This window comes from Pantoea sp. RSPAM1, assembly GCF_038816185.1.
In the GTDB taxonomy this organism is placed as follows: domain Bacteria; phylum Pseudomonadota; class Gammaproteobacteria; order Enterobacterales; family Enterobacteriaceae; genus Pantoea; species Pantoea ananatis.
Genome location: NZ_CP046137.1, coordinates 3,767,068 through 3,792,876 on the forward strand (window position 1 = coordinate 3,767,068; position 25,809 = coordinate 3,792,876).

The window sequence follows — 25,809 nt, forward strand, 5'->3', positions numbered from 1 at the left end:
ATTTACGCTACAATCCATTACATTCAGATGCGGATTTTTAGTGTGATCCGGCACGCATTTTATCCTGTAACGACGCGTTGACCTGCGTGATACTGACCGACTAAGAGAGTTCGAGTGAGAAATCCCCCCTACACCGTAGCGCTGACTGGCGGAATTGGCAGCGGTAAAAGTACGATTGCCGGGTATTTTGCTGCGTCCGGTGTCGATATCATTGATGCGGATGTCATTGCACGCGAAGTCGTTGAACCCGGCACGCCAGCGCTTCAGGCCATTATCGAACGCTATGGCGATGCGATATTGACCGAAGAGGGAACGTTGCAACGTTCACGACTAAGAGAAATCATCTTTGCGACGCCCGATGAGAAAAACTGGTTAAACGCGCTGCTTCACCCGCTTATAAATGCCCGGACGCAACAGCTTAAAGCTCAGGCGGCCTCACCCTATGTTTTGTGGGTCGTGCCCTTGCTGGTTGAAAACCGGCTGCAGCGCCAGGCCGATCGCGTGCTGGTGGTCGACACCGACGAAGAGACGCAGCTCAGACGAACGCTGCAGCGCGATAATGTTTCTCTTGAGCAGGCTAAACGTATTCTTGCAGCACAGGCCACGCGCCAACAGCGCCTTGACTGTGCTGACGATATTATTGATAACAGTGGCGCACCTGAAAAGGCGCTACCCCAGGTTGCCAAACTTCATCAGCTTTATCTAAAGCTTGCGGCAACGAGACAGGATTAATCCATGAGTACAGTCGTTCTGTTTGAACATCCACTGAATGAAAAAATGCGTACCTGGCTGCGCGTGGAATTTCTAATCGACCAGCTTCACGACATTATGCCGCTGGAAAACACCGCGACGGCACTGACTTTTTTCCGCCTGGTTGGCGAATTACTGGATATCTTCGAGCGCGGCGACATGCGCACCGAGCTGCTGAAAGAACTTGAACGCCAGCAAACGAAACTGCGCGCCTGGGCGGATGTCCCCGGTGTCGATATGTCCGTGGTCGATGCCTTGCGTGACAAACTCAAAGCGCAGTCTGTTTTGCTCAACAGCGCCCCACGAATGGGCCAGCAGTTGCGGGAAGATCGTCTGATTGCCCTGGTGCGCCAGCGACTCAGCATTCCCGGCGGATGCTGTAGCTTTGATTTACCCGGCCTGCACATCTGGCTGCACCTGCCCCAGGCAACGCGCGACGCGCAGGTGACGCGCTGGATGGAAACGCTTATCCCGCTGCACAGTACGCTGGCGATGCTGTTGGATTTGATTCGCCAGTCGGGCACCTACCGTTTACAAACCAGTTTGAATGGGTTTTATCAGGATAATGCTGAAGGCGCTGATTTATTGCGGCTGCAGCTGGAAATGGAGGATGCGCTGTATCCTCAGGTTTCAGGCCATAAAAGCCGTTTTGCGATTCGTTTTATGCCATTGGACAGTGAGCGCGGCGAAGTGCCTGCGCGCCTGAATTTCCAACTGGCCTGTTGTTAGAGGTGAACATGCAGGAAGAGATAATGACGGTGGAATGTCCACAATGCCGTAAAACGGTGATCTGGGATGAACTCAGTCCGTGGCGGCCATTTTGCAGTAAACGCTGTCAGTTGATCGATTTGGGCGAATGGGCGGCGGAAGAAAAGCGCATTCCAAGCAGTGATGATTTAAACGACAGCGACAACTGGAGTGAGGAAGATCGCTGAGTGAGACGTGGGGCTTTGCTGCCCCACTCTGTTAAAGTTCGCCCGCGACCAGGCGTGCGATCAGCTCATGATTCGCCGCCGGAAACTCATCGGCGATCAGCGCCTGTTGATCGACCCAACGCTGTGGTTGCCCTTCTTTGCCCCAGGGTTCTCCTTTCCAGCCTTCAACCAGAAAAAAGTGCAGCGTCACGCGCAGATCATCGTAAGTGTGATCTTTCGTGCCAATTGCCTGCGCCTGCGTCACTTCAATCCCGGTTTCTTCTGCCAGTTCGCGCACCAGCCCTTCCTCTGCGCTCTCACCGGCTTCAATTTTGCCGCCGGGAAATTCCCATTTATTGGCCATATAGGAAGAGGCCGCCCGCTGGGCAAGAAAAATTTGTTTACTGGCATTACGAATGATGCCGACCGCAACCTGCAGGTGCTTCATGAAAATATCCCGAAGAGTGGGTGAATGAGGGCTGATTCTAAAACATGTTAAGCAGGTTGTTAACCGCTCAGGGGGCCGAATGGTCAGCGGTAAAGTAAAAAAGGAGCCAGTGGCTCCTTTTCGTTAACCGCTTATCAGGCCAGACGACCGTGACACTGTTTGTATTTTTTACCTGAACCGCATGGACAAGGATCGTTACGCCCCACTTTGCGCTCACCGCCCTGCTGCGCAAGCGATTCTGCCGCCAGAATTTCGTCGCTGGCGTGGCTCAGGTGCTGCTGTTGCGCCAGACGCTCGGCCTCTTCACGACGCTGTTGCTCCATCGCTTCAACCTCTTCCGGCATGCGCACCTGGACTTTGCTCAGCGTGCTGATCACTTCGTACTTCAGCGTTTCCAGCATCGCAGCAAACATGGCAAAAGATTCACGCTTATATTCCTGCTTAGGATCTTTTTGCGCATAGCCACGCAGGTGGATGCCCTGACGCAGATAGTCCATCGCAGCCAGGTGCTCTTTCCAGAGCGAATCCAGCGTTTGCAGCATGACGCCTTTTTCAAAGTTGCGCATCATTTCTGCGCCGACAATCTCTTCTTTTGCCGCATAACTTTCGGCCGCGTGCGTCATGATACGTTCACGCAGTGTCTCTTCATGCAGATCCGGTTCTTTGTCCAGCCACTCGCTAATCGGCAGATCCAGATCGAAGTCGTTACGCAGGCGCTCTTCAAGGCCCGGTACATCCCACATTTCTTCCAGCGACTGGGGTGGAATGTAGCTGTCGATAGTGGATTTATAGACGTCTTCGCGAATGCTGTTGATCGTGTCTGATACATCGGACACATCCAGCAGTTCATTACGCTGGCTGTAGATAGCACGACGCTGATCGTTGGCCACGTCGTCATATTCCAGCAGTTGCTTACGAATATCGAAGTTACGGCTTTCCACTTTACGCTGTGCGTTGGCAATGGCTTTGGTCACCCACGGATGCTCAATCGCTTCGCCAGGTTTCATGCCCAGCTTGCGCATCATGTTTGAAACACGATCCGACGCAAAGATACGCATCAGCGCATCTTCCATTGACAGGTAGAAGCGTGAAGAACCGGCGTCACCCTGACGGCCTGCACGACCGCGCAGCTGGTTATCGATACGGCGAGATTCATGGCGCTCAGTACCCACGATATGCAGACCACCAGAGGCCAGCACTGCATCATGACGAATCTGCCAGGCGGCTTTAATCTCGTCGATTTGCGCATCGGTTGGGTTTTCAAGCTCGGCAACGTCCGCATGCCAGCTACCGCCCAGCATGATATCAGTACCACGGCCCGCCATGTTTGTCGCGATGGTAACCGCGCCCGGTTGACCCGCCTGCGCCACGATATCCGCTTCGCGGGCGTGAAACTTAGCATTCAGTACGTTGTGTTTAATGCCTGCACGTGTCAGCTCGTTCGATACCACTTCTGATTTTTCGATTGAGATCGTACCCACCAGAACCGGCTGCCCCTTAGCCGTACGCTCACGAATATCTTCGATGATGGCGTCAATCTTCTCTTTCTCGGTCATATAAACCAGATCGGCAAGATCTTTACGCACCATCGGACGGTTGGTCGGAACAACAATCGTATCGAGTTTGTAGATAGAGCTGAACTCAAACGCTTCTGTATCCGCCGTACCGGTCATCCCCGCCAGTTTTTCATAAAGGCGGAAGTAATTCTGGAAGGTGATTGACGCCAGCGTCTGGTTTTCGTTTTGAATTTCAACGCCTTCTTTGGCTTCAACGGCCTGATGCAGACCATCTGACCAACGACGGCCCTGCATCGTACGACCCGTGTGCTCATCAACAATGACAACTTCACCCTCTTTGACGATGTAGTCAACGTCACGTGTGAACAACGCATGGGCGCGAAGCGCAGCGGTAACGTGGTGCATCAGCATGATATTGGTCGGTGAATAAAGCGACTCACCTTCTTCCATGATGCCCTGGCTCACCAGCAGTTCTTCAACTTTGACCAGGCCGCGCTCGCTCATATGTGCCTGGCGCGCTTTCTCATCAACCCAGTAGTCGCCTTCGCCCTGGAAATTGTCTGAGTCTTCTTTTTCCTGACGAATCAGATGAGGAATGATTTTATTCACTTTGGTGTACAGGTCTGAACTGTCTTCTGCCGGACCCGAGATGATTAATGGCGTACGGGCTTCATCAATCAGGATGGAGTCAACTTCATCCACCAGTGCATAGTGCAGCTTACGCTGTACGCGTTCCTCAGGGCTGAACGCCATATTGTCACGCAGGTAGTCAAAACCGTATTCGTTGTTGGTGCCGTAAGTAATGTCTGCGGCATAAGCTTCACGTTTGGCGACGGAAGGCAGGCCTGACATGTTGATCCCGACGCTCAGGCCAAGGAACTCAAACAGAGGGCGGTTATTTTCCGCATCACGCTGGGCCAGATAATCGTTGACGGTAACGACGTGTACGCCTTTTCCGGTTAATGCGTTCAAATAGGCTGGCAGGGTTGCCGTCAGGGTTTTACCTTCACCGGTGCGCATCTCTGCAATACAGCGGTTATTCAGCACCATCCCGCCAATCAGCTGCACGTCGAAGTGGCGCATGCCAAACACACGCTTACTGGCTTCACGTACCGTCGCAAATGCTTCAGGAATCAGGCTTTCGAGTGACTCGCCTTTTTTCAGGCGCTCACGGAACAGCTCAGTTTTGGCTTTCAGTTCTTCATCAGAGAGCGCTTCGAATTCCGGCTCCATCTTGTTGATGATATCAACGTTTTTGCGCATACGGCGCAAAGTACGATCGTTGCTGCTACCAAAAACTTTGGTCAACATTTTGATTAACATAATAAATATATTCTCAATTCAGCCGGGTCACCCGGACTGCGAAATCTAAAATGGGATTTAAAGCACAAAGATTAGCAGAACAATGGCGCGGGTCCGGCACGGATACCGTGCACTTTGCCGTGTCCGTCAGCCTGTGAGGATACCGGAGCAGCAGGAAGAGGTTGCGGAGACAGACCAACAGGGTTGCCGGACTGTGCCGCCTGAGACGTTAATAACGCATGAAGGGAGTCAATCAACGCCAGCTTTTGTGCGGCCAGCGGATGCACCTGCTCTTCCGCCTGCGCCTGTGGCGTTAGAGAGAAAGAGAGATGGCGGATAACCGTGCGAATGGCATGCTGGTGCCAGTAGTCAACCGTAAAACTGGGGCGTCGCGAGGCTTCCTGAATACGGATCAAATGATCAAAACGGACGGCGTTGCCAATGAACAGGCTACTGGCTGAGGCTTCGGATGCCGTATTGAGTTCGGTGGTTTGCGCACACGCCGGCAAGCCAAGACTGGCCGCCACCATTCCCAGAAGGAAATGAGGCCAGAAATAGCGTCTACCTATTTGTCGCCAGCGTAGAAAAATTCCGATCACAATTGTTCCATTGCGCATAACATTTTAATTATTCACTGCTGTTTTCAGCAGCATGCAGCCTGTAAAAGCGCCAGAGATAGTAACACTAATGTGGCGCGGCGACACCTGAGTTTAGTGCGACAGTGGGAGAAATCGCGCGCGATTGTGCAGCAATTCAGCAACTGGTCGTTCTGAGCGGAGAATGCTGTCGCAGCGAGCGGAAATAAATGGCGAGGCAATAAAAAACGGCTGGTGCAACTGACCGGAGAGAGTGTCAGCGCAACCAGCCGTTTTTACGTTCTGAGCCGATATCAGGCCAGAACCAGATTAGGTGCTTTAAACGCCAGCGGCAATTCAGCTTCGTCTTCGAAGGTCGCCCATTCCCAGGCTTCCTGCTTCGCCAAAACGGCCTGCAGCAGTTTGTTGTTCAGAGCATGACCCGATTTGTACGCGGTAAACGCGCCAATAATGTTATGGCCACACATAAACAGATCGCCGATGGCATCTAACATTTTGTGACGCACAAACTCGTCCTCAAAACGCAGGCCTTCTTCATTAAGCACGCGGAAATCATCGAGGCCAATCGCACAATCTAAACTACCGCCCAGGCACAGGCCTTTAGACTGCAGATATTCGATTTCACGCATAAAGCCGAAAGTACGTGCACGGCTGATCTGACGAACAAACGCTTCGGCAGAGAATTTCATCTGGTAGCGCTGAGAGCTGGAATCGATAGCCGGGTGATTGAAGTCAATGGTGAAATCAAGCGAGAAACCGTTGTAGGGTTTGATCTCGGCCCATTTGTCACCGTCTTCAACACGCACGGTCTGCTTAACGCGCACAAATTTCTTCGCGCTGTTCAGCTGCTCGATGCCTGCATCCATCAGCAGATAGATGAAAGGCGCTGCACTGCCGTCCATAATTGGGATTTCTGGCGCATCAACTTCGACAATAATGTTGTCAATGCCCAGACCTGCCAGTGCGGCATTTAAGTGTTCAACTGTCGAAATACGTACGCCTTCATCGTTCACCAGGCAGGTGCTCAGCATGGTGTCGCGCACGTATTTTGCATCAGCCGGAAAATCAACCGGTGGATTCAAGTCAGTGCGACGATAGATGACCCCGGTATTAGCCGGCGCAGGGCGCAGGGTCAGGCTGACTTTCTTGCCGGTATGTAAACCGACACCTGTCGCCTGAACAATACGTTTTAATGTCCTTTGTTTGATCATCGTTATTATCTCGCAATATCGCTTTCCGACCGCCAGTATACGTTACCAGCGGGCGAACACTTTAGCACAAAGAGCGGGAAATCCCAATTATAAGGTTATTCCTAGTCGGCCTGCTTGCGCAAAAACGCCGGAATATCAAGGTAATCGGGCTCTTTGTTTGACTGTGCACTCTGATCGTTCACCACTTTCGCAGCGGGTTTTTGCTCCTGCGGCAGCGGGGACATACCATGCTGCTGGTAACGATGATCCATAACAGGCTGGCTGGCAGGCTTGTTCGTTACCAGAGTGATCTCTGGACGCTTATCCATGCCGATACCGGTTGCCACTACGGTGACGCGCAGTTCGTCATTCATTTCTGGATCCAGAGAGGTACCAATGACAACGGTCGCGTTATCTGAGGCGAAGGCGCGGATAGTGTTACCCACGGTTTCGAACTCATCCAGACGCAGGTCGAAGCCCGCAGTAATGTTGACCAGCACGCCGCGCGCACCAGAGAGGTCGATATCTTCCAGCAGCGGACTGGAAATCGCCATCTCAGCGGCTTCTTCTGCACGGTCTTCACCACAGGCCACGCCTGAACCCATCATCGCGTAACCCATTTCTGACATCACGGTACGTACGTCAGCAAAGTCCACGTTCATCAAGCCAGGACGGGTAATCAGCTCGGCGATCCCCTGTACGGCGCCTTTCAGCACGTCGTTGGCTGCGCCAAACGCGTCGAGCAGAGAAATACCGCGCCCGAGAACTTTTAACAGCTTGTCGTTCGGGATGGTGATCAGTGAATCCACGTGCTTGGACAGCTCAGCGATCCCCTGCTCAGCAAAGGCCATGCGCTTTTTGCCTTCAAAATTGAAGGGCTTGGTCACGACCGCAACGGTCAAGATACCTAAATCTTTGGCCACTTCAGCCACAACAGGCGCAGCGCCGGTACCGGTACCGCCACCCATACCTGCTGCGATGAACACCATGTCTGCCCCTTCCAGCGCAGAACGCAGTGCTTCGCGATCTTCCTCTGCAGAGTTACGGCCGACTTCCGGGTTCGCACCCGCTCCCAGTCCTTTGGTAATGTTATTACCAATCTGGATGGTCTGGCCGACTGCTGTTTTACGCAACGCCTGCGCGTCGGTATTCACAGCGAAGAATTCCACACCTTCGATACGCTCGCGTACCATGTGCTCTACGGCGTTGCCACCGCCACCGCCGACGCCGATGACTTTAATCACCGCGTCATTGGTTAATTCCATAGGTTCAAACATGATTTCTCTCCGTTATGTGCCTGTCGCCTGGAGATCACTAAAGAAAACAGCATGATCCCCTTTTACAAAAATTAAAACTCTTTTTTTAACCAACTATTAATACGTTTAAACCAGTTACCCACGGAAACGCGCTTTTCAGCCTCTGCGTCACCGTTCATATGTGACTCTTTACCGTAGTGCAACAGCCCGACCGCTGTGGAATAGTAAGACTCCTGGGCGTAGTCCGTCAGGCCAGTAATGTTCAGCGGCTGACCAATGCGCACCTGCGTATGGAATACGCGCTGTGCGCAGGCTGCCAGACCTTCAATCTGCGCCGCGCCGCCGGTTAACACAATCCCGGCTGCCAGATGGTGCTTAACGCCCTGCTGGCGAAGCTGTTCCTGTAACTGCAAAATCTCGTCATTGACCAGATTTAAAAGCTCGGTATAACGCGGCTCAATAACCTCTGCCAGCGTCTGACGTTGCAGGCTTCGTGGCGGACGTCCGCCTACGCTCGGCACTTCAACGTTTTCATCTTTACCTACAATCGATCCTAGCGCACAGCCGTGACGCACTTTAATGGCTTCCGCATCGGTGGGCGGCGTACCAAATGCATAGGCGATATCGCTGGTGACCACATTCCCCGCGTAAGGGATCACTTTGGTGTGCCGCAACGCACCGCCAGTATAGACGGCAATATCCATTGTGCCGCCACCAATATCCACGACACAAACACCCAGTTCACGTTCGTCTTCGGTCAGGACCGCAAAGCTGGACGCCAGACCGGCAAAAATCAGTTGGTCAACTTTGAGGCCACAACGTTCAACGGCTTTAACAATATTTTTTGCCATGTCGTTGTGGCAGGTGATCAAATGCACCTTTGCCTGCATGCGCACGCCAGACAGGCCGACCGGATTTTTGATGCCTTCCTGGTAGTCGATAGCATATTCCTGCGGAATAACGTGCAGGATACGATGCTCATCACGCACGCGCACTGACTTAGCAGTATGCACCACGTTCTCAACATCATCCTGAGTCACTTCCTCTTCGGAAATCGGAACCATCCCGATTTCGTTCTGACAGCTGATATGTTTACCCGATAATGCAAGGTAGACAGAGGAGATCTGGCAATCCGCCATCAACTCAGCCTGATCGATGGCGCGCTGAACGCATTTCACCACCGACTCAAGATCGTTTACGCCGCCTTTATCCATACCGCGGGACGGACAACTGCCGACCCCAATAATATTGACCATACCATCGGGCAGAATTTCCCCAACCAGGGCGGCGACCTTCGCAGTGCCGATTTCGAGTCCAACTACCAGTTTTCTGTCCGTTGCCTTGATCATTGTTGTTTAGCCTGTGCCTGGTTTTGTTGCTGATTACTGTCCTGTGGATCCATCACTATCGGTGTCCAGCCAACAGAAGCGCCAGAGTCATAGCGTAAATCAACCGAGTTGATGCGCTTGTGTTCATTCTGACCTTGCTGCAACAGCACCGGATAGAGCTCAATAAAACGATTCAGACGCTTCATGGTATCGGTCCGCCCCAGCTCAATGCGGACATCGTCGCTGGTCACTAACTGCCATGAACGTCGCGCCGTCATCGACGCCACCTTCAGGGTAAACTTCCTGGCTTTCAGCACGTCATCCATACTGTGATAACCCGCCAGCACCTCTTTTTCACTGCCTTCTGGACCGTATAGCATCGGCAGCGTTTCTTTACCCATGTGGTTAGCCGGGACGCTGAATGACACACCGTCGCTGTCCACCATGTGTGAGTCATTCCAGCGCGCTACCGGTGTAAACTCCACCAAATGGATTTTCAATTCGTCCGGCCACTGTTTACGCACGCTAACCTGTTTAATCCATGGCAACCGTTCTATCTGCTGCTGGATCACGTTCACGTCCTGCGACATAAACGTGCCCGGTGAACCCAGTGACAAAATCGCCTGACGAATATCGTCATGGGTGGTGTAGTGCAGTTGCCCCGTGACCACCAGCTTCGACAGGGGTAAACGGGAGGCATCGTTCATCCACTTCAGAACGACCAGGCCACCCGCAATCATTACGCCCATCACCATCAGCAGAAACACGATGCCGAAGAGCCGGGCACCGTTACTGCGACCGGTGCGTGCCCGCTCCTGCGCTTCACGATTACGTACATTCATCGCCGCCTGTGACATATCAGTCGGCCAACTCCAGAATACGTACGACCAGTTGAGAAAATGTCAGTCCGGCCTGCTTTGCCGCCATCGGCACTAAGCTGTGGCTGGTCATGCCCGGTGAGGTGTTCGCTTCCAGCAGTTGGAAGCGTCCTTGATCATCAGTCATGACATCAACGCGTCCCCAGCCGCTGCATCCGATTGCTTGCCAGGCTGACCACACCAGCTGTTGTAATTCCGCCTCGCGCTCGGCACTCAGCCCGGCTGGGCAGAAGTACTGAGTATCGTCAGAAATGTATTTCGCTTCATAGTCATAGAACTCGCTGGCGGTTTTTATTTTTATCGCGGGCAGAATCTGGTCACCCAGAATGCCAACGGTATATTCCTCACCGCTTAGAAAAGCTTCGACCAGCACATTGTCGTCGTGGCGAAATGCCTCTTCCAGCGCAGCTGACAGATCGCTTAACTGGTTTACACGACTGATGCCGACGCTGGATCCCTCGCTGCTCGGTTTCACGAACAGGGGTAAACCCAATGCGCTAATCGCCGCCTCGGTCGCCGCATCCAGACCGCTCTGCATCTGTTCACGCGTAATCCAGACAAATTTACCCGCCGGCAGTCCCCTGCCCTGCCACAGTAATTTGGTACGCAGCTTGTCCATGGTCACCGCCGACGCCATGACGCCGCTGCCGGTGTAAGGCAGTTGCAGGAATTCCAGCATCGCCTGAAGCGTGCCGTCTTCGCCACCGCGACCATGCAGCGCGATAAAGACTTTGTCGAAGCCCTGCGCTTTCAGATCCAGTACAGACTGTTCACGTGTATCAATACCGTGCGCATCAATGCCCGCTTCGCGTAAACCGGCCAGTACGGCAGCACCGGACATCAGGGAGACCTCGCGTTCGGCTGAGGTGCCACCCATCAAAACAGCCACTTTAGACATGACGGCCCTCCACTTTGTGCTCTGGCTGCAGTTTGCATTCCGCCAGTTTACGCGCCACTTTCCCGACGTTGCCTGCGCCCTGAACCAGAATCAGATCGTTACCTGACAATAACGGCGCCAGCATCTCGACTAACGCATCATGCTCCGGCACCAGAATGGGGTCGACTTTACCGCGGTTGCGGATTGCACGACACAGCGCACGGCTGTCAGCACCCGGAATCGGCGTTTCGCCGGCGGCATACACATCCAGCATCAGCAAAACGTCAACCTGAGACAGCACGTTGGCAAAATCATCAAACAGGTCACGCGTGCGGGTATAACGGTGCGGCTGAAACACCATCGCCAGTTTTTTATCCGGCCAGCCCGCTCGCGCGGCTTTAATCGTGGCGTCAACTTCCGTGGGATGATGACCATAATCGTCCACCAGCATCGCGGTGCCAGGCTGCCCATTAACCGGTTCCGTAGGAAACTCACCCAGCTGGTCGAAACGACGACCGGTACCCTGGAAGCTTTCCAGCGCAGCCAGAATCGCACTGTCTTCAATCCCTTCTTCGCTGGCCACCGCCACGGCGGCAGCGGCGTTTAATGCATTGTGTCGACCCGGCGCATTCAGAGTGATCTGTAACGGCGCCTTGTCCTGACGAATCAGGCTGAAATGAACCTGCGCGCCGCGTTGTTCAAACGCCTCGATGCGAAAGTCGGCGTCGTCGCTAAAACCATAAGTGGTAATCTGGCGGCCGACACGCGGCAGCAGATCGCGAATTACAGCATCATCAACACACATCACCGCACGACCGTAAAACGGCAAATTATGCAGGAAATTAATGAACGTCTGCTTCAGGTTTTCAAAATCACCCTGATAGGTGTCCATATGATCCGCTTCGATATTGGTGACAACAGCGACCATTGGCTGCAAGTGCAGGAATGACGCATCGCTCTCATCCGCTTCGGCGATCAGGTAGCGGCTACTGCCCAGACGTGCATGCGTGCCTGCGGCTTTTACCAGCCCGCCATTCACAAAGGTGGGGTCCAGACCGCCTTCCGCGTAAATGCTCGAGACCATCGCCGTCGTGGTGGTTTTGCCGTGCGTGCCGGCAATTGCAATACCGTGGCGAAAACGCATCAGCTCTGCCAGCATCTCTGCGCGGCGGATGACCGGGATTCGCTGCTCGCGTGCAGCCACCAGCTCAGGGTTGTCCTGCGCCACCGCGCTGGAGACCACGACAACGCTGGCATCCGTTACGTTTTCCGGGCGATGGTTAAAGTAAATGGTCGCGCCCAGATTGATCAGATTCTGTGTCACCGGATTTGGCGCCAGATCAGAACCGCTGATATGGTAACCTTCATTCGCTAACACTTCGGCAATACCGCCCATGCCAGCACCACCGATGCCGACAAAGTGAATGTGCCGGACGCGACGCATCTCGGGCACGATAGAACGCAGTTTCGCCAGTTGTTGTGTATTCATTACGCTTTATTACCTACCTACTCATTCAGTTTGTGCTCAATATGAGCACGGGTCAGCCAGGCTGACCTGATGCGTTAATGTGCGGCGCGAGCCACTTCCTGCGCGACCCGTTCAGTCGCATCGGGTACCGCCACCTCGTGGGCTTTTTCAGCCATCGCGAGTAATGTTGGTCGATCCCAGTGACGCAACGTTTCCGCTACCGCCTCCGCTGTAAACTGCGGCTGCTCGAAAATTTTGGCTGCACCTGCGCCCTCAAGCGGCAAGGCATTCCAGTACTGCTGACGATCTTTATGCTGAAACGGCACGAAGATCGCCGGTAATCCTGCCGCGGCGATCTCACTCACCGTCAGTGCACCTGAGCGACAAATCACGACGTCTGCCCAGGCGTAGGCCGCTGCCATGTCATCAATAAACTCGGTCACCTTGTGATGGTCCTGACCCGCTTGCTGATAAGCACGTTGAACGTCCTGCAACGCACCTTTTCCGGTCTGATGCCAGACGGTAATCTGCTCACCCAGTAGTGCCGCAATCTGGGGCACGGTCTGGTTAAGGATACGTGCGCCCTGGCTGCCACCCACCACCAGAATACGGATAGCGCCGCTGCGCCCGGCCAGACGCTGAGCCGGTGAGGGCAGTGCCAGCACGTCTGTACGTACCGGGTTTCCTACCACCTCTGCGTGAGGAAAGGCGCCGGGAAACGCCTGCATAACCTTAGTCGCGATTTTTGCCAGCCACTTGTTTGTCAGCCCGGCGATCCCGTTTTGCTCATGCAGCACGACAGGGACACCGCAGCTCCATGCAGCCAGGCCACCCGGCCCCGAAACATAGCCACCCATGCCCAGCACCACGTCAGGCTGCCAGGCTTTAATAATCTTGCGAGCCTGACGCCATGCGTTGAAAATACGCATCGGTGCTAACAGCAGGGCTTTGATGCCCTTGCCGCGTAATCCGCTGATACGAATAAAGTCGATGTCGATACCGTGCTTCGGTACCAGATCGGCTTCCATACGATCTGCAGTGCCTAACCAGCGAACGTCCCAGCCCTGCGCTTTCAGATGATGGGCAACAGCCAGCCCCGGGAAAACGTGTCCGCCGGTGCCACCTGCCATTACCATCAATCGTTTACCACTCATCGACCACCTCGGGTAAACGCCTGCGCTTTAGCCAGACGCGTTTCATAATCAATACGTAACAAAAATACGATGGCCGTCGACATAATGATCAAACTTGAGCCACCGTAACTAATTAGCGGCAACGTCAGACCTTTGGTCGGTAACATACCGGCCGCAGCGCCTACGTTGACCAGTGCCTGAAAGCTGAACCACACGCCAATTGAACAGGCTAAAAAGCCGGAAAAACGTTGATCAAGTTCAAGCGCGCGCCGGCCAATCGACATCGCACGAAAAGCCACGAAGAATACCATTAACAGCGCTAAAACCACACCGATGTAACCCAGTTCTTCTCCGATAATCGAGAAAATAAAGTCGGTATGGGCTTCGGGCAAATACTCCAGTTTCTGAACCGAATTCCCCAGCCCCTGCCCCCAGAATTCACCGCGGCCAAACGCCATCAGTGACTGCGTCAGCTGGTAGCCGCTGCCGAACGGATCTTCCCACGGATTCCAGAACGAGGTGACACGGCGCATACGGTATGGCTCGGCGATGATCAGCAGCACCACTGCAAAGATACCGGAGCCGATAATGGCCAGGAACTGCCACAGTTTGGCCCCCGCCAGAAACAGCATCGCCAGCGTGGTGACAAACAGCACGACCACCGTCCCCAGATCGGGCTGGGCCAGCAGCAGTACGGCCAGTACCACCATCACGCCCATTGGCTTACAAAAACCCCAGAAGTTGTTTCGCACCTCTTCTACCTTGCGCACCAGGTAACTGGCGAGATAGCAGAAGAGCGTGAGTTTAGATAATTCCGCGGGCTGAATACGCAGCGGCCCCAAGGCAATCCAGCGTGACGCACCGTTTACCGAGCTGCCCACCACCAACACAATCAGCAACATAGCGACAGACGCCATTAACATCACGTTGCTGTAGCGCTGCCAGAAATCCATCGGAACGCGCAGCGTGACCAGCGCCATGCCGAATGCCAGCGCAATATAGAACGCATCACGCTTGGCAAAGTAGAACGGATCGTCATTCAGACGCTGACCTACCGGCATGGATGCCGACGTCACCATCACAAAACCAATCGCGGCTAATCCCAGGGTTAACCACAGCAGCGTACGATCGTAGAGTATCAGTGAGGTATCATCGCTCTCACGCGACCCCATCACCCAGTTACTCAGGCGACCTGACAGATAATTCACTATGCCTGCACCAGGAATTCGCATCAGCTTAACTCCTTCGCCAACTGCGCGAAGACGTCACCGCGCTGTTCAAAATTGCGAAACTGATCGAGGCTGGCACAGGCGGGGGAAAGCAGTACCATATCATCCGGCTGGACCTGTCTGGCGATCTGCTCCATGGCCTGCTGCAGCGTATCGGTTCGCACCGCCACGTCAGGCCGCAGCGCGGCGAGCGCATCGCCATCGCGACCAAAGCAGTACAGCCGGATACGATCGCCTTGCAGATAAGGGGCCAGCGGCGAGAAATCAGCCGATTTACCATCGCCCCCGAGCAGCAGCCAGAGCGTGCCGTTAACCTGTAAGCCTTTCAATGCCGCTTCCGTGCTACCAACGTTGGTCGCTTTTGAATCATTGATCCAGCGCACCCCGCGACTCTGATGAACCAGTTGAAAGCGGTGTGGGAGTCCAGAGTACGCTGCCAGCGCGGAGAGGCTGGTTGAGCGGGGCAGCCCTACCGCATCTGCCAGCGCTAAAGCCGCCAGCGCATTGGTGTAATTGTGTTGGCCGACCAGCGTCATTTCGTCGGTATTCAGAACCTTCTCGCCTTTGGCACGCAGCCAGATGCTGCCCTGCTGCTTATTAAGGTGATAATCGCCAATATCGATGCCAAAACTCACGCAGCGCGCGTCAGCGCCGCGTACCGGCATTGTCATGCCATCATCCGCGTTCACGACACAGACCTGCGCGTTTTCGTAAATCCGCAGTTTTGCTGCCCGATACTGCTGCATACCTAACGGATAGCGATCCATATGATCTTCAGTCACGTTAAGGATGGTGGCCGCTGCGGCTTTCAGGCTGTGAGTGGTCTCCAACTGAAAGCTGGACAGTTCAAGGACATAGAGCTGCGCAGGCGCTTTGAGCAGGCTGAGGGCGGGTAAGCCAATGTTGCCGCCGACACCGACCTGCCAGCCTGCGGCCTTCGCCATTTCGCCGACTAACGTGGTGACCGTACTTTTTCCGTTCGAACCGGTAATTGCCACGACAGGTGCCTGTGCTTCACGGCAAAACAGTTCAATATCGCCTACGATTTCGATGCCCGCATCCGCGGCTTCGCACAGCGCCGGATGTGCCAGCGCAATACCGGGGCTGGCAACAATCAGGTCGGCAGCCAACAGCCAGTCGCTGTTTATCCCGCCCACATAGCGCTCCACCTGCTCAGGCAGCTTGTCCAGCCCGGGCGGTGACATACGGGTATCCATCACGCGTGGCGTTACGCCCTGCGCTACAAAGAAATCAACACAGGACAGGCCAGTCAGGCCCAGTCCGATGATGACAACTTTTCTCCCGCGATAGTCAGCCATGATTAACGTACCTTCAGCGTCGCCAGGCCAATCAGCACCAGCATGAGCGAAATAATCCAGAAGCGCACAATCACGCGCGGCTCCGGCCAGCCTTTAAGTTCATAGTGGTGGTGAATCGGCGCCATACGGAAAATGCGTTGCCCGCGGAGCTTGAACGATCCCACTTGCAGGATCACCGACAGGGTTTCAACAACAAACACGCCGCCCATGATCACGAGTAAAAATTCTTGACGCAGCAGCACGGCGATGGTGCCCAGAGCGCCGCCCAGCGCCAGCGATCCGACATCCCCCATAAACACCTGGGCCGGATAGGTGTTGAACCAGAGAAACCCTAACCCCGCCCCCACGATAGCAGTACAGACGATCACCAGTTCGCCAGCGTGGCGCAGATAAGGAATATGCAGATACTCTGCGAATTTCACGTTACCCGTTGCCCAGGCAACCAGCGCAAAGCCCGCCGCAACAAAGACGGTCGGCATGATCGCCAGGCCGTCCAGACCATCGGTGAGGTTAACGGCATTGCCGGTGCCGACGATAACGAAGTAAGCCAGTACGATGTAAAACAAGCCCAGCTGAGGCATAACATCTTTAAAGAAAGGCACCACCAGCTCGGTCGCCGGGGTATCTTTTCCGGCCAGGTAAAGCGCAAAAGCGACGCCCAGAGAGATCACCGACATCCAGAAATATTTCCAGCGCGCAATCAGCCCTTTCGTGTCTTTACGGACCACTTTGCGGTAATCGTCGACAAAACCGATCACGCCAAAGCCCACCAGCACCACCAGTACGCACCAGACGTACGGGTTGGAAGGGTAAGCCCACATCAATACTGACAGGGATATTGACGTCAAAATCATGATGCCGCCCATGGTCGGCGTACCGCGCTTGCTGAAGTGCGACTCCGGACCATCGTTACGCACAACCTGGCCGATTTGCAGCTTTTGCAGCCACGCAATCAGCCGTGGGCCCATCCACAGTGAAATAAACAGTGCGGTCAGCAGGCTGACAATGGCGCGAAACGTCAGATACGAAAAGACGTTGAAGCCGGAATAAAATGCGACCAGATGCTCGGCCAGCCAAACTAACATGTTCCTTTCTCCTGTAAACTCTGTACTACCTGCTCCATGGCGGCACTACGCGAGCCCTTAATCAATACGGTCATTTCCTGGTGTTCGGACAGCAGCTGGCGTAAACGTTCAGTCAGCGCGGTTTTATCGCTGAAATGTTCGCCAACGCCACTGCTTTCACTCAGGAAGTGGCTGAACTGACCGGTGCTGAGCACCCGATCCAGCCCTGCGGCTTTGGCCGCCAGCCCGACTTCACGATGAAACTTTTCGCTTTCATCACCTAATTCAGCCATATCGCCCACCACCATCACACGGTAGCCCGGCATCTCAGACAGCACCTGAGCCGCCGCAACCATCGATCCGACGTTAGCGTTATAGCTGTCATCCAGAATGAGTTGATCCTCAGAGAGGCGAACAGGGAATAAGCGGCCGGGAACGGACTGAAGACTTTTCAGGCCCGCCTGAACGGCGCTAAGCGGCGCATCGACCGACAGGGCGAGCGCAGCAGCGGCCAGCGCATTGGCGATATTGTGTCGCCCAGGCAAAGGCAGAATGATGTCGGCCTCTCCACGGGGCGTGTGCATCACAAAATGGGTCCCATCCTGACGAATGCGGATATCATGCGCACCGAAGTCACAGTCCGCAGCCTGAGGCGAGAAACGCCAGACCGTTTTACCGTGCAGGTTCTCCTGCCAGCGCGGCCAGTCATTGCTGTCAGCATTTAAAATGGCCGTTCCCCTGGCAGGCAGGCCGTAAAAAATTTCACCCTTCGCTTTTGCTACACCTTCCAGCGAACCGAAGCCTTCGAGGTGCGCGGCGGCCAGATTATTGACCAGTGCCGCTTCCGGACGAACCAGGTCGGTGGTGTAAGCGATTTCGCCCTGATGATTGGCGCCAAGCTCAATGACGGCATACTGATGTTCTGGCGTGAGACGCAGCAAGGTCATGGGCACGCCAAAATCGTTATTCAGGTTACCGGCGGTATGCAGCGTTTCGCCGCACTGACGCAAGATGGACGCGGTCATCTCTTTTACCGACGTTTTGCCTGATGAGCCGGTCAGCGCAACAACGCGGGCAGTGGCCTGCTGGCGCACCCATGCTGCCAGCTTACCAAAGGCGATACGCGTATCTTTTACAACCACCTGAGGCACTGAGACAGGTAAATGCTTACTCACCAGCAAGGCTTTGGCACCCTTGGCGATGGCATCTTCTGCAAAGTCGTGGGCATCAAAGCGCTCGCCCACGATGGCCACAAACAGGCTGCCTGCGGTGACCTTACGGGTATCTGTCGTGACGTCATTTAAAACCAGGTCATCGCCGTGCAGGGTGCCGCTGGCGACCTCTGCCAATGTGCTCAATGAAACCGGAATCATGCTACGCCTCCTAGCAGTGTGGCGACCGTGGCACGATCGGAGTAATCCAGACGTTGATTGCCAATAATCTGATAGTCTTCGTGACCTTTTCCAGCCACCAGTACAATGTCATCGGGCTGGGCCTGCATAATGGTGCTGGTCACGGCCTGCGCCCGACCAGCGACCACGCGGGCACGGCCGGGGTCAAGCAGCCCGCTCAGAATATCCTGTACGATAGCCTGCGGATCTTCGCTTCGTGGGTTATCATCTGTCACCACCACGATGTCGGCAAATTGCTCAGCGATCGCTCCCATTAGTGGGCGCTTACCTTTATCGCGATCGCCGCCACATCCAAACAGGCACCATAGTTTGCCTTTGCAATGCAGCCGCGCCGCTTCCAGCGCTTTCTCTAATGCATCTGGCGTATGGGCATAATCTACGACCACGGTGGGTTTACCGGTGGCGCTAAAGACCTCCATGCGTCCGTTCACCGGCTGCAGTCTGGCCGCTACGCGCAGCAGATCGTCAAGGGCGTAGCCCAGCGCCAGCAGCGTCGCCAGCGCCAGCAGTAAATTGCTGACGTTGAAGGCGCCCATCAGGCGACTGTTTATTTCGCCCTCGCCCCAGCTGGAGTGAAAACGAATGTGCGCACCATTGTCGTGATAATTCACGTCAGTCGCACGAAGCCAGCGGCCATGACAGCCGGGCTGCAGGTTATTTTCCATCGTGACGGCCACCGCGTCTGGCAGGTTTGCCAGCCAGCGGCGACCGACCTCATCGTCAGCATTTATAATGGCCACACCGACCTGATGTTCGGAAAACAGCAGCCATTTAGCGGACTCGTACTGCTGCATGTCACCGTGATAATCAAGATGGTCACGGCTGAGGTTGGTAAAGACGGCAGCGGCAAACGGCAGCGCTGCGACCCGATGCTGTACCAGCCCGTGCGAGGAAATTTCCATTGCCGTCAGCGATGCGCCCTTCCTGACCAGTTCGTCCAGGTTATGTTGCACATCCACCGCTGAACCGGTGGTGTTTTCGGCCGGGACCAGTTGCCCGACCAGACCATTGCCGACTGTCCCCATTACCGCGCTGGTTTCACCCAGCAGGCTGGCCCACTGCGCCAGCAACTGTGTGGTCGTGGTTTTGCCGTTCGTACCGGTCACGCCAATCAGTTTCTGCTTTTCGCCCGGCTGCTGGTAAAAACGGCCTGCCAGGGCAGAAAGGCGCTGATGAAGTTGCGCCAGATAAATCACCGGCACGCCGTGCATCTCCCGAATTTCACCGTCGCTTGCTTCCCCTTCCGCTTCTGCGACAACGGCCGCCACGCCCTGCGCAATTGCCTGAGGAATAAACCGGCGTCCGTCAACCTGATGGCCTGCAATTGCAACAAACAGATCACCTGCAGCCGCTAAGCGACTGTCCAGCGTCATGTCACGCAACGGGCGCGCAGGTGCGTCAGGCACCCACGGTCCGAGTAAGTCGCGCAGGTTACGATCTGTCACTTGATTCCTCACTTCTGTTTGTCACCAACTCGTTTTTGTCATTGGTCGGCAGGGCATCCGGTTCGATGTTCATGGTGCGCAGCACGCCGCCCATGATGGCACCGAACACCGGTGCAGAAACCGCACCACCATAATATTTACCGGCCTGGGGATCGTTAATCACCACCACCAGCGCAAAACGAGGACGACTGGCAGGCGCAACGCCTGCGGTATACGCAATGTATTTATTCACGTAACGACCATCCGGGCCGACCTTTTTCGCCGTACCGGTTTTGATCGCCACGCGATAGCCTTTAATGGCGGCTTTCACCCCGCCGCCGCCCGGTAGCGCCACGCTTTCCATCATGTGGACCACGGTTTTTACGAGGGCCTCAGGAAACACGCGCTCTCCGCCTACCGGCGGATCAACTTTCGTTATCGACAGCGGACGGGCAATGCCAAAGCTGCCAATGGTTGCGTAGACTCGCGCTAACTGTAACGGGGTTACCATTAGCCCGTAGCCGAAAGAGAAGGTGGCCCTCTCTATGTCAGACCACCGTTGTTTTTTAGGGTATAAGCCACTACTTTCCCCGACCAGCCCCAAATTGGTCGGTTTGCCCAGTCCAAAGCGCGCGTAAGTTTCTACCAGTGCTGAGGAGGGCATCGCTAACGCCAGTCGTGAAACACCGACGTTACTCGATTTCTGTAAAACACCTGTCAAAGTCAGTTCGTTGTAGCGCGCGACATCTTTGATTTCATGGCCGTTGACGCGGTAGGGAACGGTATTCAGCACGCTGTTCTCTTTCACCACGCCACGTTGCAGCGCCGTCATCACTACCATCGGCTTCACCGTTGAACCGGGTTCAAAAATGTCGGTGATGGCGCGGTTACGCATCAGGTCTTTGGCCGTGTCGCTCAGATTATTCGGGTTGTATGCCGGACTGTTGGCCATCGCCAGCACTTCGCCGGTGTTAACGTCCACAAGCACCGCTGTGCCTGATTCCGCTTTGTTAAACGCCACCGCGTTATTAAGTTCGCGGTAGACCAGCGCCTGCAGACGTTCGTCGATGCTCAGCGTCAGATTATGCGCGGCACGGCTGTCTACAGAAGAGATATCTTCAATAACACGGCCATAGCGATCTTTACGTACGGTTCGCTCGCCCGGTTCGCCGGTCAGCCATTTATCAAAGCTCTTTTCGATGCCTTCAATGCCTTCGCCATCAATATTGGTAAAGCCGATGAGGTGTGAGGTGACCTGCCCCGCAGGATAGTAGCGACGGGACTCTTCGCGCAGGTGAATGCCCGGCAGCTTGAGTTTTTTAACATATTCCCCAATGGCGGGATTAACCTGGCGCGCCAGATAAATAAAGCGCCCTTTGGGATTGGCATTGACGCGCGCGGCCAGCTGATCGATCGGGATGGAAAGCGCATCTGACAACGCTTTCCAGCGGCTGTCGAGCGTGACGCCACCGGCATCGTGCAGCTCTTTAGGATCGGCCCAGATCGCATTGACCGGCACGCTGACCGCCAGCGGACGGCCACCGCGATCGCTAATCATCCCGCGCGCGGTCGGCACCGCCTGAACACGTAAGGAGCGTAAATCGCCCTCTTTAACCAGCTTGTCTGGATTGATCACCTGCAGCCACGCAACCCGGGACAGCAGCCCACCTAACGCCAGCAAAATGCAACCGCATAACAACGCAAAACGCCAGCTTACAAAGCTGGCTTTATCTTCTGGTTTTTTTAACTTCAGCGTTCTTTTTACGCCGTTCATTAGCAGTAACAGATCCTTATTTTTGCACCACGATGTTTTCCTGCGAAGGATCAACGTGCTGCATCTGCAGCTTTTCGGTGGCGATCCGCTCAACGCGGCTGTGATCGCCAAGGGCGTTCTCTTCCAGAATCAAATTGCGCCATTCAATGTCCAGCGCATCGCGCTCCAGCACCAGCTGCTCTCGCTGGGCGGTTAACAGGCGCGTTTTATGCGTAGTGGTAACGACCAACACGGCAGAAACCAGTACAGCAATTAGCAACAGCAGCGGAATTTTGCCTTTGCGCAAAATATCCCCGGCGATAACGCCGGGTAGGCTGTGCCTTTCGTTGCCGATCATGCGTCGGTTCTCTCCGCGATGCGTAAAACGGAACTCCGCGCACGGGGGTTCTCTTTCACCTCGGCGTCACCCGGTACCATCTTGCCCAGTAACGTTAACTGGCGACCGCCCAGCGCATTGAGCTGCTGTTCAGTCATTGGCAATCCGTGCGGCACCTGCGGCCCCCGGCTTTGATCACGCATAAAGCGTTTAACTAAACGGTCTTCCAGCGAATGGAAGCTAATAACGGACAAACGCCCTTGTGGCGCCAGGACCTCGACCGCGCCTTTCAGAGCGGTATCGATCTCTTCCAGTTCGCTGTTAATCCAGATCCGAATCGCCTGAAAGCTGCGGGTGGCCGGATGTTTAAACTTGTCTTTAACCGGCGTGGCTGCGGCGATAACCTCTGCCAGCTCTTTCGTGCGCGTCATTGGCTGTTCACGGTTGCGCTCGACGATGGCGCGGGCGATGCGTTTTGCAAAACGCTCTTCCCCATACGTTTTCAGCACAAATGCGATATCGGCTTCTTCCGCCTGCATTAACCATTCGGCGGCAGAGTGGCCCCGCGTTGGGTCCATTCGCATATCCAGCGGTCCGTCGCGCATAAAAGAAAAGCCACGTTCAGCATCATCCAGTTGCGGGGACGAAACCCCCAGATCCAGCAGGATGCCGTCGATGCGCCCAACCAGTTCACGCTCTGCCACGTAGTCCGCCAGGGCGGAAAAAGGGCCATGAACAATGGAAAAGCGCGGATCCTTTATCTCAGCCGCCGCGGCGATAGCTTGCGGGTCACGATCAATGGCGATGAGCTTTCCGCTGGCGCCAAGCTGCGCCAAAATTAAGCGTGAGTGACCGCCACGACCAAAAGTGCCGTCGATGTAGATTCCGTCTTCCTTGATGTTGAGGCCATTAACCGCCTCATCCAACAGCACGGTGGTGTGTTTGTAATTTTCCTGCATAGCTATAGCGATAAATCCTGCAACCGCTCAGATAAAGGCGCCTGAGCTGACTGTTCTGCGTCAATATCTTCCCTGACTTGTTGATACCAGGTCTGTTCATCCCACAGTTCAAACTTGTTGAACTGCCCAACCAGCATCACTTCTTTGCTTAAATTTGCATGCTGACGAAGCGTATTCGCCACCAGTAAGCGGCCCGCATTGTCCATCTGACATTCACTGGCATGCCCCAACAGCAAGCGCTGCACGCGGCGCTCCAGAGGATTCATGCTGGAAAGACTCGCCAGCTTCTTCTCAATGATTTCCCAGGCGGGCAAGGTGTAGAGCAACAGGCATGGCTGGTGGAGGTCGATGGTACACACCATCTGCCCCTGTGATTCCTCGTTCAGCAAATTGCGATAGCGGGTTGGTACCGCCAGGCGTCCTTTGCTGTCGAGATTGACTAACGTTGCTCCACGGAACATGCCAGTCTCACCCCTCAATTACCCATTAACACCACTTTATCCCACTTTTTACCACAAAACGAGTTTAAGGATCGTAGGAAATCATTGTCAAGCCGGAGCGGCAGGTGAATATGATTATTTACCGAGGCGGGAATTAACGCTGGGAAGGTTTCAAAACGCCAAAAGATGATTAATCAAAATTAAACTAATGAATAACTGAATAAAAAAACCTGCCCCGAAACAGCATGGCTAAAATTAGCGCGCTTATTCCGGCCGAACGGCGGCGCGTGGTTTTGAGACAGGGGACGCATTTTAGGGGATTTCTTAACGGATGCACAGCGGCACGCGCGCGGACGGGGGTTTTAAACACCGGCTAAGTTGTAAGTAAACAAGAATGGTTTGTTAAGTTAATTTGTTAGCATAGATGATTAGCGCTGACGCTTTTTTACTTTGAATGGAAAGAGTTTAAAAACAGCAGGTAATAGTCAGGGGCAGACGCATTGCTGCCCTGATTTTATTTAGAAATTCTGCTTAATTGTCCCCGCCGTAATAAATTACGACGAATTCGGGTTAAACCGGGTTTGGGTTTTCTGGGTTCATCTAAAGAAGCCAACACTAATTCCAGCACCCGTTCGGCGACATCACGATGACGTTGACCAACAGACAGGACAGGACATTCAAGAAAGTCCAGCAGCTCATGATCGCCGAAGGTGGCAATCGCCAGGTCGGCCGGTAAGCGGCCGTTACGTTTTAGCGTAACATCCATAACGCCCTGCAGCAGGCCAAAAGAAGTGGTGAAAAGCGCATCTGGCATTGGGTGATTTTCCAGATAGCTTTCAAACAGGGCTGCGGAGGCAGTGCGTTCAAAACTGTTACAGTAAATGTAATCTATCGGGCGCTCATCCCCTTTCCAGGCATCCCTGAAGCCCAGCTCGCGCAGAAAACTGACCGACAATTCAGGTAACGCGCCCATAAACAGCACATTACTGATTTTAAGCTGACGCAATTCAGCAGCCAGCGCAAAGGCATCATCCTGGTCGGCACCCACCACGCTGGTGAAGTGTTCGCGATCCAGCGCCCTGTCCAGCGCAATAATCGGCAACGGGTGATTAATCCAGCGCTGGTAAAAAGGATGTTCGGGTGGAAGGGACGTTGAAACGATAATCGCATCAACCTGGCGTTGCAGCAGATGTTCAATACAGCGCATTTCGTTATCGGGCTGATCTTCAGAACAGGCGATCAACAGCTGGTAGCCGCGCTGGCGGGCCTGGCGTTCAAGGTAGTTAGCAATACGCGTGTAACTGGTATTTTCCAGATCGGGAATGACCAGCCCAATCGAGCGCGTGCGACCGGCGCGCAGACCTGCCGCTACCGCATTGGGATGGTAATTGTGCTCGCGCACTACCGCCATGACTTTCTCAACGGTTTTGTCGCTGACACGATACTGCCGTGCTTTCCCATTAATAACGTAACTGGCCGTGGTGCGCGATACACCCGCCAGACGCGCAATTTCATCCAGTTTCACTGTAACCCCACCATTAAACAGGCTTAAGCTGATTGTTAATCCGCAGATAAGCTATGGACATCCCTTTTAGCACATCTAACAGCAGAAAAGTGCGCGTAGCAACCGCTTTTCCGATGGTTGGCTGTCTTACGCATTAAAAAGAAAAAACCCGGCATTTCGCCGGGTTGCAAATTTCGTTGAGGCCACCAGTGCGTCATTAACGCATAATGCGCTCACCACGAGACACGCCCACAATACCCGAGCGGGCCACTTCAACAATTTCCGCCACTTCCCGGACGGTATTCAAAAAGGCATCGAGCTTGTCGCTAGTTCCTGCCAGCTGAACCGTGTAAAGCGAAGGCGTAACGTCAATGATCTGCCCACGGAAAATTTCGGCGCTGCGCTTTACCTCTTCACGGCCATAACCCGTTGCCTGAATTTTCACCAGCATAATTTCACGTTCAACGTAAGCGCCCTGCCCCAACTCCGTGACGCGCAGTACATCGACCAGCTTGTGCAGTTGCTTCTCGATCTGCTCCAGCACTTTCTGGTCACCCACGGTCTGAATCGTCATGCGTGACAACGTAGGATCGTCAGTGGGCGCAACGGTGAGACTCTCAATGTTATAGCCGCGTTGTGAAAACAGGCCCACTACGCGAGACAATGCGCCGGATTCGTTTTCCAGCAAAACCGATAAAATACGACGCATAA

General features: G+C 54.5%; 24 protein-coding genes. 3 read left to right on the plus strand and 21 right to left on the minus strand.

The features are described from left to right. Window positions 1-114 precede the first annotated feature (114 nt). From coaE to yacG, 3 genes are read left to right on the plus strand one after another with little or no spacing between them, the layout of a single operon-like run. A complete protein-coding gene (gene coaE / locus GKC68_RS18255; RefSeq protein ID WP_028724695.1) occupies window positions 115-732 on the plus strand; it encodes a dephospho-CoA kinase in 618 nt (205 codons plus the stop codon). A gap of 3 nt (window positions 733-735) precedes the next feature. Beyond that, window positions 736-1,479, plus strand: coding sequence for a cell division protein ZapD (zapD, locus tag GKC68_RS18260; RefSeq protein WP_013024624.1), 744 nt, complete (start codon window positions 736-738; stop codon window positions 1,477-1,479). 8 nt (window positions 1,480-1,487) lie between these two features. After that, complete coding sequence (gene yacG / locus GKC68_RS18265) at window positions 1,488-1,685, plus strand: DNA gyrase inhibitor YacG (protein WP_028724694.1); 198 nt, start codon at window positions 1,488-1,490, stop codon at window positions 1,683-1,685. Between the two features lie 31 nt (window positions 1,686-1,716). On the opposite strand, the gene mutT is transcribed toward yacG, so the two are convergent. The 21 genes from mutT to ilvN all read right to left on the minus strand — a co-directional run bounded on the left by mutT (window position 1,717) and on the right by ilvN (window position 25,807). Next, the gene (gene mutT, locus GKC68_RS18270; RefSeq protein WP_028724693.1) at window positions 1,717-2,112 is read right to left on the minus strand and encodes an 8-oxo-dGTP diphosphatase MutT; all 396 of its coding nucleotides are present in this window, start codon (window positions 2,110-2,112) and stop codon (window positions 1,717-1,719) included. A 134-nt stretch (window positions 2,113-2,246) separates the two neighbouring features. Continuing rightward, window positions 2,247-4,952 carry a preprotein translocase subunit SecA gene (gene secA, locus GKC68_RS18275; RefSeq protein WP_263793412.1) on the minus strand — a complete coding sequence of 902 codons (2,706 nt, stop codon included), beginning with the start codon at window positions 4,950-4,952 and terminating at the stop codon, window positions 2,247-2,249. Between the two features lie 71 nt (window positions 4,953-5,023). After that, window positions 5,024-5,530: a secA translation cis-regulator SecM gene (gene secM / locus GKC68_RS18280; RefSeq protein WP_258378953.1), complete on the minus strand. Its 507-nt coding sequence runs from the start codon at window positions 5,528-5,530 to the stop codon at window positions 5,024-5,026. Window positions 5,531-5,820: 290 nt separating this feature from the next. Then, entirely contained in the window at window positions 5,821-6,738 is a 918-nt protein-coding gene (gene lpxC / locus GKC68_RS18285) for a UDP-3-O-acyl-N-acetylglucosamine deacetylase (protein ID WP_028724690.1), read from the minus strand. A 101-nt stretch (window positions 6,739-6,839) separates the two neighbouring features. Then, window positions 6,840-7,994, minus strand: a complete 1,155-nt coding sequence (ftsZ, locus tag GKC68_RS18290) for a cell division protein FtsZ (protein ID WP_013024618.1) — start codon at window positions 7,992-7,994, stop codon at window positions 6,840-6,842. A gap of 71 nt (window positions 7,995-8,065) precedes the next feature. Continuing rightward, complete coding sequence (gene ftsA / locus GKC68_RS18295; RefSeq protein WP_006117681.1) at window positions 8,066-9,322, minus strand: cell division protein FtsA; 1,257 nt, start codon at window positions 9,320-9,322, stop codon at window positions 8,066-8,068. Next, window positions 9,319-10,158, minus strand: coding sequence for a cell division protein FtsQ (ftsQ, locus tag GKC68_RS18300; protein ID WP_013024616.1), 840 nt, complete (start codon window positions 10,156-10,158; stop codon window positions 9,319-9,321). Before ftsQ ends, ftsA begins: the two co-directional genes overlap by 4 nt. 1 nt (window position 10,159) lies before the next feature. Next, on the minus strand, window positions 10,160-11,077 hold the full coding sequence (locus GKC68_RS18305) for a D-alanine--D-alanine ligase (protein ID WP_047713591.1): 918 nt from the start codon (window positions 11,075-11,077) through the stop codon (window positions 10,160-10,162). Next, window positions 11,070-12,545 carry a UDP-N-acetylmuramate--L-alanine ligase gene (gene murC, locus GKC68_RS18310; RefSeq protein WP_028724688.1) on the minus strand — a complete coding sequence of 492 codons (1,476 nt, stop codon included), beginning with the start codon at window positions 12,543-12,545 and terminating at the stop codon, window positions 11,070-11,072. Before murC ends, GKC68_RS18305 begins: the two co-directional genes overlap by 8 nt. A gap of 74 nt (window positions 12,546-12,619) precedes the next feature. Further along, complete coding sequence (murG, locus tag GKC68_RS18315; RefSeq protein ID WP_028724687.1) at window positions 12,620-13,678, minus strand: undecaprenyldiphospho-muramoylpentapeptide beta-N-acetylglucosaminyltransferase; 1,059 nt, start codon at window positions 13,676-13,678, stop codon at window positions 12,620-12,622. Continuing rightward, window positions 13,675-14,889: a cell division protein FtsW gene (gene ftsW, locus GKC68_RS18320; protein ID WP_264214845.1), complete on the minus strand. Its 1,215-nt coding sequence runs from the start codon at window positions 14,887-14,889 to the stop codon at window positions 13,675-13,677. Before ftsW ends, murG begins: the two co-directional genes overlap by 4 nt. Next, a complete protein-coding gene (gene murD / locus GKC68_RS18325; protein ID WP_028724685.1) occupies window positions 14,889-16,205 on the minus strand; it encodes a UDP-N-acetylmuramoyl-L-alanine--D-glutamate ligase in 1,317 nt (438 codons plus the stop codon). Before murD ends, ftsW begins: the two co-directional genes overlap by 1 nt. A 2-nt stretch (window positions 16,206-16,207) precedes the next feature. After that, window positions 16,208-17,290, minus strand: coding sequence for a phospho-N-acetylmuramoyl-pentapeptide-transferase (mraY, locus tag GKC68_RS18330; protein ID WP_206115384.1), 1,083 nt, complete (start codon window positions 17,288-17,290; stop codon window positions 16,208-16,210). Continuing rightward, window positions 17,284-18,642, minus strand: coding sequence for a UDP-N-acetylmuramoyl-tripeptide--D-alanyl-D-alanine ligase (murF, locus tag GKC68_RS18335; RefSeq protein ID WP_264214847.1), 1,359 nt, complete (start codon window positions 18,640-18,642; stop codon window positions 17,284-17,286). The genes mraY and murF overlap by 7 nt, the downstream gene beginning before the upstream one ends. Further along, complete coding sequence (gene murE, locus GKC68_RS18340) at window positions 18,639-20,126, minus strand: UDP-N-acetylmuramoyl-L-alanyl-D-glutamate--2,6-diaminopimelate ligase (RefSeq protein ID WP_047713586.1); 1,488 nt, start codon at window positions 20,124-20,126, stop codon at window positions 18,639-18,641. The genes murF and murE overlap by 4 nt, the downstream gene beginning before the upstream one ends. Next, the gene (locus tag GKC68_RS18345; protein WP_013024607.1) at window positions 20,113-21,879 is read right to left on the minus strand and encodes a peptidoglycan glycosyltransferase FtsI; all 1,767 of its coding nucleotides are present in this window, start codon (window positions 21,877-21,879) and stop codon (window positions 20,113-20,115) included. The genes murE and GKC68_RS18345 overlap by 14 nt, the downstream gene beginning before the upstream one ends. Before the next feature lie 16 nt (window positions 21,880-21,895). Continuing rightward, a complete protein-coding gene (ftsL, locus tag GKC68_RS18350) occupies window positions 21,896-22,216 on the minus strand; it encodes a cell division protein FtsL (RefSeq protein ID WP_013024606.1) in 321 nt (106 codons plus the stop codon). Then, the gene (rsmH, locus tag GKC68_RS18355; protein WP_028724681.1) at window positions 22,213-23,154 is read right to left on the minus strand and encodes a 16S rRNA (cytosine(1402)-N(4))-methyltransferase RsmH; all 942 of its coding nucleotides are present in this window, start codon (window positions 23,152-23,154) and stop codon (window positions 22,213-22,215) included. The genes ftsL and rsmH overlap by 4 nt, the downstream gene beginning before the upstream one ends. Window positions 23,155-23,156: 2 nt before the next feature. Continuing rightward, window positions 23,157-23,615, minus strand: coding sequence for a division/cell wall cluster transcriptional repressor MraZ (mraZ, locus tag GKC68_RS18360; protein ID WP_014592911.1), 459 nt, complete (start codon window positions 23,613-23,615; stop codon window positions 23,157-23,159). A gap of 493 nt (window positions 23,616-24,108) precedes the next feature. Continuing rightward, on the minus strand, window positions 24,109-25,119 hold the full coding sequence (gene cra, locus GKC68_RS18365) for a catabolite repressor/activator (RefSeq protein ID WP_028724680.1): 1,011 nt from the start codon (window positions 25,117-25,119) through the stop codon (window positions 24,109-24,111). Between the two features lie 196 nt (window positions 25,120-25,315). After that, window positions 25,316-25,807 (minus strand): acetolactate synthase small subunit, encoded by a 492-nt coding sequence (ilvN, locus tag GKC68_RS18370; RefSeq protein WP_014592909.1) that lies wholly within the window; start codon window positions 25,805-25,807, stop codon window positions 25,316-25,318. Between the last annotated feature and the right edge of the window lie 2 nt (window positions 25,808-25,809).